Annotated in this window: 10 protein-coding genes; all 10 read right to left on the bottom strand. The window is 62.4% G+C overall.

The features are described 5' to 3' along the window. Window positions 1-43: 43 nt before the first annotated feature. Entirely contained in the window at window positions 44-820 is a 777-nt protein-coding gene (locus J2046_RS25540; protein ID WP_210056647.1) for a MetQ/NlpA family ABC transporter substrate-binding protein, read from the bottom strand. A 58-nt stretch (window positions 821-878) separates the two neighbouring features. Next, window positions 879-1547, bottom strand: coding sequence for a methionine ABC transporter permease (locus tag J2046_RS25535; protein ID WP_210056646.1), 669 nt, complete (start codon window positions 1545-1547; stop codon window positions 879-881). Continuing rightward, entirely contained in the window at window positions 1537-2634 is a 1098-nt protein-coding gene (locus J2046_RS25530) for a methionine ABC transporter ATP-binding protein (protein WP_411828552.1), read from the bottom strand. Before J2046_RS25530 ends, J2046_RS25535 begins: the two co-directional genes overlap by 11 nt. Before the next feature lie 240 nt (window positions 2635-2874). Next, on the bottom strand, window positions 2875-4248 hold the full coding sequence (locus tag J2046_RS25525; RefSeq protein ID WP_210056844.1) for a GH1 family beta-glucosidase: 1374 nt from the start codon (window positions 4246-4248) through the stop codon (window positions 2875-2877). Window positions 4249-4449: 201 nt separating this feature from the next. Continuing rightward, entirely contained in the window at window positions 4450-4596 is a 147-nt protein-coding gene (locus J2046_RS25520) for a hypothetical protein (RefSeq protein ID WP_210056645.1), read from the bottom strand. A gap of 96 nt (window positions 4597-4692) precedes the next feature. Next, window positions 4693-5865, bottom strand: a complete 1173-nt coding sequence (locus tag J2046_RS25515; RefSeq protein ID WP_210056644.1) for a Gfo/Idh/MocA family protein — start codon at window positions 5863-5865, stop codon at window positions 4693-4695. A gap of 192 nt (window positions 5866-6057) precedes the next feature. Next, the gene (locus tag J2046_RS25510) at window positions 6058-7110 is read right to left on the bottom strand and encodes a sugar phosphate isomerase/epimerase family protein (RefSeq protein ID WP_210056643.1); all 1053 of its coding nucleotides are present in this window, start codon (window positions 7108-7110) and stop codon (window positions 6058-6060) included. 76 nt (window positions 7111-7186) lie between these two features. Further along, a complete protein-coding gene (locus J2046_RS25505; protein WP_210056642.1) occupies window positions 7187-8152 on the bottom strand; it encodes a substrate-binding domain-containing protein in 966 nt (321 codons plus the stop codon). Window positions 8153-8241: 89 nt separating this feature from the next. After that, window positions 8242-9243: an ABC transporter permease gene (locus tag J2046_RS25500; protein WP_210056641.1), complete on the bottom strand. Its 1002-nt coding sequence runs from the start codon at window positions 9241-9243 to the stop codon at window positions 8242-8244. Beyond that, complete coding sequence (locus J2046_RS25495; RefSeq protein ID WP_210056640.1) at window positions 9243-10766, bottom strand: sugar ABC transporter ATP-binding protein; 1524 nt, start codon at window positions 10764-10766, stop codon at window positions 9243-9245. Before J2046_RS25495 ends, J2046_RS25500 begins: the two co-directional genes overlap by 1 nt. Window positions 10767-10865 lie beyond the last annotated feature (99 nt).

The raw sequence follows: 10865 nt of genomic DNA, 5'->3' as shown, positions 1-10865 counted from the left end.
CCTTCGAGGACCGGCCCTGCAAAGAAATACAGAAAATCCTGAGTTACCAGGCTGCGACGACCGCACCCTTGAACTGGGTATTGACGAAATCCTTCACGGAATCGCTGTGATAGGCCTCGATCAGCGTCTTGACCCAGGCAGCGTCCTTGTCCTTGGCGCTGACGGCGATGACGTTGATATAGGGCGCCTTCTCGCCTTCGCGGGCGATCGGATCCGACTTTGGATTGAGGCCGGCTTCCAGCGCGTAATTGGTATTGATCACCGACGCGTCGACATCATCGAGCGAGCGGGGGAGCTGGGCGGCATCGAGCTCGGCGAACTCGATGTTCTTCGGGTTTTCGGTGACATCGGCCGGGCCGATCTTCAGGCCCTTGGCGGCATCAACCTTGATCAATCCCTGGTCAGCGAGGATGAGCAGCGCGCGACCGCCGTTCGTCGGGTCGTTCGGGATGGCGATCGTGGCGCCGTCCTTCAGCTCATCGAGGCTCTTAACTTTCTTCGAATAGACGCCCATCGGGAAGTTGACAGTCTGGGCGACGCTGACGAGATCGAACTTGCGGTCCGCCACCTGGTTGTCGAGATAGGGCTGGTGCTGGAAGGAATTGGCGTTGAGCTCGCCGTCCGCCAGTGCCTGGTTCGGAACCACGTAATCGGAGAACTCGAGGATATCGATATCGAGGCCCTTGCCGGCCGCGACTTCCTTGACCTTCTCCATGATCTGGGCATGCGGGCCGGGGGTCACGCCGACCTTGATGGTTTCCGCAAGCGCCGGGCCGGCTGCGAAAGCGGCAAGCGCCGCCGCGATGATGAACTTCCTCATGGGTGTCTCCTTGGGTTTCTTGTGTGACCAGTCCTGGGAGGCTGGATTTCGAAAAAAATCAGGTCTTGCGGCTGCGCTTGTCGAAGCGTCGGGCGAGCGCGTCTCCGGCGCTCTGGATCGCCTGCACGAGCACGATCAGCACCACGACCACCGCCAGCATGACGTCCGGCATGAAGCGCTGGTAGCCGTAGCGGATGCCGAGGTCGCCGAGTCCGCCGCCGCCGACCGCGCCGACCATGGCCGAATAACCGACCAGGCTGACGAGCGTGAGCGTGAGCGCCAGCGTCAGGCCGGGCCTGGCTTCGGCGAGCAGTACCTTGAAAACGATCTGCATCGGCGTGGCGCCCATGGCGCGCGCAGCCTCGATCAGACCCTTGTCCACTTCGCGGATCGCCGCTTCGGCCAGCCGCGCGACGAAGGGAATGGTGGCGATGGTGAGCGGTACGATCGCGGCCGACGTGCCGATCGACGTACCTGCCACCAGCCGGGTGAAGGGGATGATCGCCACGACGAGGATGATGAAGGGCGTCGAGCGCGCCGCATTCACGACCAGCCCGACGATTCGGTTTGCGGTCGGCGCGGCATAGAGTTCGCCGCGGCCGCTGGTCGCCAGGAAGACGCCGATCGGCAGGCCGATCAGCGAGCCGATAAGGCCGGCGGCGGCGACCATCTGCAGGGTCTGGAGAAGCGCCTTGGTGAGCAGGTTGAAAAGCATGTCAGGCGACATAACCGAGCACCTCCGTCTGCAGGCCGGTCTCGCGATAGAAGCGCTCGGCGCGGGCAAGCACCTCGGGCGTCGCCGAATAGGCGATGACCAGCGATCCATAGGGCTCGCCGGCGATCTCGTCGATCGTGCCGGCGATGATGTTCACCTCGGAACCGAGTTCCTGGATAAGCCTGGAAACCAGCGGCTGTTGCGCCGTCTCGCCGAAGAAGGTGACGCGCACCGCGGCGCGCGAGACCGCCTGCGGTGTGGCGGCAAGCTTGCGGGCGATCGCTTCCGGCAGCTTCGCGCCGGCAAGCCCTGAAAGCAGCGCCCGCGTCGTCTCGTGCTTCGGATCGGTGAAAACGTCAAAGGTGCGGCCCTTTTCGACGATCCGTCCCCGGTCAATCACCGCGACGTCGGAAGCGATGGTCTTCACCACCTCCATCTCATGGGTGATGAGCAGCACGGTGAGCCCCAGTTCCGCGTTGATGCGCCTCAGGAGATCGAGGATCGACTGGGTGGTTTCCGGGTCGAGCGCTGAGGTCGCCTCGTCGGAGAGCAGCAGTTTCGGCGAAGTGGCGAGCGCTCGCGCGATGCCGATGCGCTGCTTCTGGCCGCCGGAAAGCTCGGACGGATAACGGTTCGCCTTGTCGCCCAGGCCGACGAGATCGAGAAGCGGACCAACCTTTTCCCTGATTGCCTTGGCGGGCAGGCCGGCGATTTCGAGGGGCAGCGCGACGTTCTCGAAGGCGGTGCGCGAGGAAAGCAGGTTGAAGTGCTGGAAGATCATGCCGACTTGCCGGCGTAGGTCGCGCAGCCCGCTCTCGGAAAGCCCCCCAACTTCGACACCGTCGACCAGGACACGGCCGGAGGTTGCCTTTTCAAGCCCGTTGACGAGGCGGATCAGCGTCGACTTTCCGGCGCCGGAGCGGCCGATAATGCCGGTAATGGCACCTCGCGCCACGGAAAGATCGATGCCGTCGAGGGCGGTGAACTGGTTTTCGTCGTTGCGGCCGAAGCGCTTCGTCACGGCCTCGAACGCCACCATAGGATCGCCCGCCGCATCTTTGGCCGGCGCGGATCGAGCCGCTGGAAATTGGATTGTCATCTGGGACTCACGGATTATGTCTGATCGTTTGGCGGCTGTTTAACCGCTTGTGCATGCATTAGCCAAGCAGGCTGCACATTCGAAGACAGACGGTGTTCCGGAGCATCGTGTTTGGCTTTCACATCCTGGCCGGGAGCGGCCTCGTTTCTGCCGCATTGATGCCCGGAGCGGCTGCATTTTGACAGGGATGATTTTCCCTTTCAATGCGAAATCAGGAAAAATCTTCTCACATCTGTGAAATCAGCGGGGCGCGTGATTACCTTTGGGGAATTGCGAGGCAAGCTCGCGATACCACTTGCCGCTCTTCTTGATCGTCCGCTCCTGAGTCTCGTAATTCACATGCACGAGGCCGAACCGCATGCGATAGCCCTGCGCCCATTCGAAATTGTCCATCAGGCTCCAGGCGAAATAGCCTTTCATCGGATAACCGTCCCGGATGAGATCGGCCACCACCGAAAGATGTTCGACATAATAGTCGAGGCGCGGCTGGTCATCCACCTCGCCGTTCACCGGCTCCATGTTGTAGCAGGCGCCGTTTTCGGTGATGTAGCAATCCGGCAGGTCATAGCGGCGGTAAAGGTCCTCGACCAGCAGCTTGAGGCCCGGCGCATAAACCTCCCAGCCGATATCCGTCTCGACATCGCTGGCGCGCTTGGCCTCCACTGTCCAGGGGAAATCGCCCTTGCGTTCCGGATCGTCATGGACGCGCGTCGGCGTATAGTAGTTGAGGCCCCACCAGTCGAGCTTCTGGCTGATGATCTTCAGGTCGCCCTCCTCGACCGCCGGCATGCGGTTGCCGAGCGCGTCGAGAAATTCCTTCGGATATTCGCCCTTGAAGACCGGATCGAAGAAGGCGCCGTTGTGGAACTGGTGGGCCCGTTCGCCCGCGGCAAGATCTGCCGGGCTGTCGGAGCCGGGGATGACCGAATTCGCATTGATGACCATGCCGATCGGAACGTTCGGCGTCACATGCCGGATCGCCTCGACGCCGAGGCCGTGGGCGAGATTGACGTGATGCATGGCGGCAAGCGCCGCCTCCATGTTCTGCTCGCCCGGCGCATGGATGCCGTAGAGATGGGAAAGCCAGACGATGCACCAGGGCTCGTTGAAGGTCGCGACCGCGTCCAGCCGATCGCCGAGGCGGGCCATCACCACTTTCGCATAACGCTGGAAGGCGTAGGCCGTGGAGCGTGCCGCCCAGCCGCCGTCGCCCATCAGCATCAGCGGCAGGTCCCAATGATAGAGCGTCGCATAGGTCTTGATGCCGCGCGCCTTGCAGCCGTCGATGAGCCGGTCGTAGAAATCGAGCCCTTTCTCGTTGATGCGCCCGGTGCCGTCCGGAATGATGCGCGGCCAGGCGATCGAGAAACGGTAGGCTTCGACGCCCATCTCCTTGATGAGATCGAGGTCTTCTTCCCAGCGGTTGTAATGATCGCAGGCCACATCGCCGTTGTGGCGGCCGTAGACGCGGCCCGGCATGTTCGAAAAGGCATCCCAGATGGAAGGCTTGCGACCGTCCGCTTTCGTCGCGCCTTCGATCTGGTAGGAAGCGGTCGCAACGCCGAACAGAAAATCGCCGGGGAAACGGGCTGCAAACGTCTGGGGAGCGAACATCTTGGGATCGGTCATGGGAATACCGCCATATCGGGTTACGCGTGGCCTGTCTGTCGGACCTCTTTCGGCGGCGGTTTAACCAAGCAAGACACGGTTGTACAGCCATGACGCGTCAATTCTGAAACGTTGCAGAACAACAACCACCGGAACACCGAATGAAAAGCGGTCCTGTCGAACCATCATGGCCGGAAACCGGCGTTTTCAGTTTTCCTGAACAGAAACCCCGTCCTTGCCGATCTGTATTTCGACGCCGGAAGGCTTGGTTTCCTCCCGATAGGCGTAGATGCCAAGCCCGACCACGACGACCACGAGCGCACCGATCACCAAATAGAGGCCGTTTCTGTTCATTCCCTGCTGCCCTTCTGCAATGATATCAATCACTACATAGAGTCCGCCCCGGGAACGGCAATGCCATCCCGAGACGGTATCGGAATAACCGCAGCCTCAGAGCTTCACCCACGCCCCGTTCCTCTTGGAGGATGCGACGCAGGCTTCCACAAAGGCCACGCCCTTCACGCCGTCGTCGACGGTCGGGTAGATGACACTCTTGTCCAAAGCGACGCCCTTCTTCTTGGCATTGATGGCGCGTGCCGCTTCCGTATAGATCGTCGCGAAGGCTTCGAGATAGCCTTCCGGATGGCCGGACGGGATGCGGGACACCCGGGCAGCCGCCGGGCCGGCACCGGCGCCAGCACGAGTCAGAAGCCGCTTCGATTCGCCGAAGGGCGTGAACCACAGGTAGTTCGGATCGGCCTGCACCCATTCGATGCCACCCTTGGTGCCGTAGACGCGGATCTTCAATCCGTTCTCATGGCCCGGCGCCACCTGGCTGCACCACAGCATGCCCTTGGCACCGCCTTCGAAACGCAGGAGCACATGGGCGTTGTCATCGAGCCGGCGGCCTTCGACAAACGTATCGAGATCGGCGGCGAGGCTTTCGAGCGTCAGCCCGGTGATGAAGGACGCGAGATTGTAGGCATGCGTGCCGATATCGCCGGTCGAGCCGCCGGCACCCGACTGGGCCGGGTCGGTACGCCAGACCGCCTGTTTGGCGCCGGTCTGCTCGACCGCCTCGGTCAGCCAGTCCTGCGGATATTCCACCTGCACGATACGGATCTTGCCGAGATCGCCGTTCTGGACCATCTCGCGCGCCTGCCGCACCATCGGATAGCCGGTGTAATTATGGGTCAGGATGAAGAGCGCATCGCTCTCCTCAGCCGCCTTCCTGAGCTTCTTGGCATCGGCGAGGTTGGAGGTGAGGGGCTTGTCGCAGATCACATGGATGCCGCGCCTGAGAAATTCCTTGGCCGCATCGTAATGCACGTGGTTCGGCGTCACGATCGAGACCGCCTCGATGCCGTTCTTCAGGCGCGCCTCGCGGATCGCCATTTCCTTGTAGGAACCATAGGTGCGCGCCGGGTCGAGCCCGAGATCGCGCCCCGAGGCGATCGCCTTTTCCGGGGTTGACGACAGCGCGCCCGCGACAAGCTCGAACTGGTCGTCCAGCCTTGCTGCCGTGCGATGCACCGCCCCGATGAAGGCGCCGGCGCCGCCACCCACCATGCCGAGCCGGATGCGGGGCTCGCGCGTCTCATCGTCCTTGCCTTCGATTGCCATGAAATGTCCTCTCCTGAAACCTACTATCGATGACAGAGCGGCCGCCCCTCATCCGCCCTGCCGGGCACCTTCTCCCCGCCCGCGGGGAGAAGGAAATATGCCGCAACCTCTCCATTCTCTCCGCCACCAGGCAGGGCACGTCCCCTCTCCCCGCCAAAACGGGGAGAGGGTTAGGGTGAGGTGCAATGAGTCCTAAAGCCCGAGCATCCGCCTATTCGCCGCCTCGTCCGTGCCGCCGCTTGCAAAATCGTCGAACGCCTTCTCCGTCACGCGGATGATATGCGCCTTGACGAACTCGGCGCCCTCGCGCGCCCCGTCCTCGGAATTCTTCAGCGCGCATTCCCATTCGACCACGGCCCAGCCGTCGAAATCGTTGGCGGCCATCTTGGAGAAGATCGCCCCGAAATCCACCTGCCCGTCGCCCGGCGAACGGAAGCGCCCGGCGCGGCCGACCCAGCCTTGATAACCGCCATAGACGCCCTGTCGGCCGGTCGGATTGAACTCCGCGTCCTTGACGTGAAACATCCGGATCCGGTCTTTGTAGATGTCGATGTGGTCGAGATAGTCGAGGCATTGCAGAACGTAATGCGACGGATCGTAGAGCATGTTGGCGCGTTTGTGGTTCTTCACGCGCTCCAGGAACATCTCGAAAGTCACGCCGTCATGCAGGTCCTCGCCCGGATGAATTTCGTAGCAGACGTCGACGCCGCAGTCCTCCGCATGGTCGAGGATCGGCGTCCAGCGCTTCGCGAGTTCATCGAAGGCTGTCTCCACAAGGCCCGCCGGGCGCTGCGGCCAGGGATAGATGAAGGGCCAGGCGAGCGCGCCGGAAAAGGTCGCATGCGCCTTGATGCCGAGATGCTTGGAGGCCGAGAGCGCCATCTTCACCTGTTCGACGGCCCATGCCTGCCGTGCCTTCGGATTGCCGCGCATTTCCGGCACGGTGAAGCCGTCGAAGGCTTCGTCATAGGCCGGATGCACCGCCACCAGCTGGCCCTGCAGATGGGTGGAAAGCTCCGTCACCTCGATGCCGTTCGCACGCGCCATGCCGGCGAATTCGTCGCAATAATCCTTGGACGCGGCGGCCTTCTTAAGATCGATGAGCTGACCGGCCCAGGTCGGCACCTGGACGCCGACATAGCCTTTTTCGGCCGCCCATTTGGTAATCGAATCCCAGGAATTGAACGGCGCGGCATCACCTGCGAACTGACCGAGAAAGATGGCTGGTCCCTTGATCGTCTTCATGGTTTTCCTCCTGGGGAAATCAAAAGCTGGACGTGAAAAGAGGCGCGCCCGCGAAAGGCGCGCCTCCTGTGGGTGATCAGAACGGAGAATCCGGGAAGTAGAACTGCTCGGCATTGTCCTTGGTGACGAGCGTGGCATCGAGGATATATTCGCCGCTGACCGGAACCTGATCGTAGAAATGGGCGGCGGTGAGCTGCATGGCAGTCGCCACCATCGACGGCGGGTAAAGCACATCGACCGGGACCATCTTGTCGCCGTCCATGACGCGCTTGACCATATCCTTCGAACCGGCGCCGGCAACGATATACTGGATATCGGTGCGCTTGGCCTGTTCAATGGCTTCGAGGACGCCGACGGCCATGTCGTCATCCTGACACCAGACCACATCGATCTTCGGATATTTCGTCAGGTAGTCCTGCATGACGCGGAAGGCGTCGTCGCGGTTCCAGTTGCCGTACTGGCGTTCCAGCACCTTGACGCTGGAGCCGGCAATGCCCTTGTCGAAACCGTCCTGGCGCTGCTGATCGATCGGGATCGGCAGGCCGCGGATGACGACAACTTCGGCATTCGGGGTCGTCTTGGCGATGTATTCGCCGGCGACCTGGCCAAGCGCCGGATTGTTACCGGCGACATAGAGGTCGCGGACCGAATTGTCGTTGTTCGAAGGCGCACGGTCGACAAGCGCCACGAAGGCTCCACTGTCCTTCACCTGCTGGATGGCGTTGACGAGCGGATCCGGATCGGTCGGCAGGATGACGAGTCCGTCGATCCCCTGGACCGCCAAGTCCTGCACGGCATTGGCCTGGCTTGCCGGATCAGGCGACGTCTTGACGATGACGTTGAGGCCCTTGTGCTCTTCCATCAGAAGCTTTGCGACGCGTTCGGCATGGAACACGACGCCGGCCGTCCAGCCGTGGTCGGCGGCCGGAATGGAAACGCCGATCGTCACCTTCTTTTCCTCCTGGGCCAAGGCAAGGCCCGGGCCGAAGGCAACCGAAGCAGCGAACGCCGCAGCGGCAAGCCCGAAAGTTCTTCTACGCATGGTCTCTCTCCCAAATGTTGTGCGGGGTCTCTTGAATTCCTCCGTTCCGGACCTGCCCCAATATGTCCGGCCGATTCTCTCGATTTTCGCTACTTTCGCATCAGCGACCGCTGCACCAGCATGGCGATGATGATGATCGCTCCCTGGATCGCGCCGATGAGATATTCGCTGATGAAGTTCGAAAGCAGCATGATGTTGCCGACGATCTCCAGGATGAAGGCGCCGCAGACCGTCCCCCAGATGCGGCCGACGCCACCCCTGAGTGCCGTGCCGCCGACCACCACAGCGGTGATCGCCTGCAGTTCCCAAAGGATGCCCGTGGTGGCCGATGTCGAGCCGAGACGCGGCACGTAGAGGAGCACGGCCACCGCCACGCACAGCCCCTGCACGACATAGGCAATAGTGCGCACGCGGTTGACCGAGATGCCGGAATAGCGTGCCACGTCCTCGTTGGACCCGACTGCGATCACATGCCGGCCGTAACGGGTGCGGTAGAGCACGAAGGCCGCGATCGCGGCGGTGACGAAGATGATGATGATCGGCACCGGAATGCCGGCGATGGAACCGAAATAGACCGGCCGGTAGAGCGCCTGCAGCTCGCGGTCACGCAGCGTGATTGCGCCGCCCTGGGAAAGCCAGGTGGTGAGCCCCCGGTAGATGCCCATCGTACCGAGCGTGGCGATGAAGGGCTCGATCCGGCCGATCGTGGTGATCAATCCGTTGAAAAGCCCGCATGCTGCGCCGAGCGCGATCGCCAGCAGCATGGCGGTAATCAGCATGAACATCGGATCGGCAATCGTGCCGGAATTCATGAACAGGATCATCAGGCTGGCGACGAAAGCGACCATCGAGCCAACGGAAAGGTCGAGCCCGCCCGACGAGATCACGTAGGTCGCGCCGAGCGCGATGATCGCGATGAAGGCGCTGCGGGTGATGACGTTCATCAGGTTCGCGACCGATATGAAGTTCGGGTTCGCGAAATAGCCAAGCACCAGGAGGAGCGCCAGCGCGATGAACGGCGCGACCGCCGCCATGTCCCAGTCCTTCGAGGTCTTCGGCGCCTTGGTGGTTTCGGTGGCGACGGAACTCATCAAGCAGCCTCCCCTGTCTTGACGCCCGTCGCAAGCTGGACGATCTCGTTCTCGTTCATGTGTTCTCCCGTCACCTCGCCGACGATCCGGCCGGACCGCATGACGAGAATGCGGTCGCAGATGCCGATCAGTTCCGGCATTTCGGAGGAGACGACGATGATCGAACGCCCCTCGTCCGCCAGCCTGGCGATGAATTTGTAGATCTGTTCCTTGTTGCCGATATCGATACCACGCGTCGGCTCATCGATGATGACGACCTGCGGATCGAGCATCATCATCTTGGCGATCAAAAGCTTCTGCTGGTTGCCGCCGGAAAGCTGGCCGGCTAGGATGTCCCTGGCGCCGGTGCGGATGTCGAAATCGCGGATCGCCTGGTCGAGCGCTTCGCTCTCGCGTTTCCGGTCGATCTGCAACGCGCCGACGAATTTACCGAGCGAGGCAAGCGTCAGGTTGACACGCAGATCCTTGGTGAGCAGCAGGCCCTTGCCCTTGCGGTCTTCGGAGAGATAGGCAACGCCGGCCTTGAGGCTCGTGTGGACCTGGCGGAAATCGACCGGCTGGCCATTGAGGCGCACGGTGCCGCGGCTCGGGCGAAGGCCGACGAGCCCTTCCATCAATTCCGTTCGGCCGGCGCCGACAAGGCCCGCAAAACCGAGGATCTCGCCCTTTCGCAGCCGGAAGGACGCATCCTGCGCATAGCCCGGAACGTTGAGGTGCTCGACCTCCAGCACTGTTTCCCGGACTTCCGCGGCGTGACGGTCCGGATAGAGCTTGGCCACGTCGCGGCCGACCATGAGGCGGGCCATGTCGGCCGGTTCGAGTTCGCTCGCTGCATGGGAGGCGACGAGGCGTCCGTCGCGCAGCACCGTTACGCGGTCGGCAATCTCCTTCACCTCCGGCAGGCGGTGGGAAATGTAGAGCACGCCGACGCCCTTGGCGCGGATATCCCTGATGACCTTCAGGAGCGCCTCGGTCTCATGCGGCGTAAGCGACGCGGTCGGCTCGTCGAAGATGACGATGCGATGCGGCACGAGCAGCACACGGGCGATCTGGACGATCTGGCGCTGGGCGATCGACAGGCGCGAGACGATGGCATTCGGATCGATATCGCCGCCGAGATCGCGGATGGCTTTTGCGGCCCCCTCGTTCATGGCGCGGTCATCGACGCCGATCCCCTTCTTGAGCTCGCGGCCGAGATAGATGTTCTGGGCGACCGTGAGGTCGGGCGCGAGCAGGATTTCCTGGTGCACCAGAACGATGCCGCGGCGCTCCGCATCCACCGGACCGGAGAAGCTGACCGCCTCGCCATCCATCCTGATCTCGCCCCGGCTGGGAGCCAGGTTGCCGGCGAGAATCTTCATGAGCGTCGATTTGCCGGCGCCGTTTTCGCCGATAATCGCGTGCACCTCGCCTGCCCGGACGGTGAGGTTGATATCCTTCAGGACCTCGACGATGCCGAACGTTTTGGAAAGACCCATTGCCTCCATGAGCGGAGCGGAAGAACTGACCTCGGCCGCAGTCATCGCGGGACACCCGGAATCACGCGCACAAAGGCGCATCCAGCCGTGACAGCCCTCATGGCGCGGACGTCATGATCGATGATTACATGCACCTGAATTTCC

The organism is Neorhizobium petrolearium (assembly GCF_017873175.1).
Lineage (GTDB): Bacteria > Pseudomonadota > Alphaproteobacteria > Rhizobiales > Rhizobiaceae > Neorhizobium > Neorhizobium petrolearium.
The sequence above is the reverse complement of the archived record's forward strand: the minus strand, read 5'-3'. Positions and strand labels throughout refer to the sequence as shown.

What these genes read in the sequence shown, in the direction of transcription:
- J2046_RS25500 (WP_210056641.1), bottom strand. Translation starts at nt 9,243, where the DNA reads ATGAGTTCCGTCGCCACCGAAACCACCAAGGCGCCGAAGACCTCGAAG.
- J2046_RS25535 (WP_210056646.1), bottom strand. Translation starts at nt 1,547, where the DNA reads ATGTCGCCTGACATGCTTTTCAACCTGCTCACCAAGGCGCTTCTCCAG.
- J2046_RS25525 (WP_210056844.1), bottom strand. Translation starts at nt 4,248, where the DNA reads ATGTTCGCTCCCCAGACGTTTGCAGCCCGTTTCCCCGGCGATTTTCTG.
- J2046_RS25520 (WP_210056645.1), bottom strand. Translation starts at nt 4,596, where the DNA reads ATGAACAGAAACGGCCTCTATTTGGTGATCGGTGCGCTCGTGGTCGTC.
- J2046_RS25530 (WP_411828552.1), bottom strand. Translation starts at nt 2,634, where the DNA reads ATGACAATCCAATTTCCAGCGGCTCGATCCGCGCCGGCCAAAGATGCG.
- J2046_RS25510 (WP_210056643.1), bottom strand. Translation starts at nt 7,110, where the DNA reads ATGAAGACGATCAAGGGACCAGCCATCTTTCTCGGTCAGTTCGCAGGT.
- J2046_RS25540 (WP_210056647.1), bottom strand. Translation starts at nt 820, where the DNA reads ATGAGGAAGTTCATCATCGCGGCGGCGCTTGCCGCTTTCGCAGCCGGC.
- J2046_RS25495 (WP_210056640.1), bottom strand. Translation starts at nt 10,766, where the DNA reads ATGACTGCGGCCGAGGTCAGTTCTTCCGCTCCGCTCATGGAGGCAATG.
- J2046_RS25505 (WP_210056642.1), bottom strand. Translation starts at nt 8,152, where the DNA reads ATGCGTAGAAGAACTTTCGGGCTTGCCGCTGCGGCGTTCGCTGCTTCG.
- J2046_RS25515 (WP_210056644.1), bottom strand. Translation starts at nt 5,865, where the DNA reads ATGGCAATCGAAGGCAAGGACGATGAGACGCGCGAGCCCCGCATCCGG.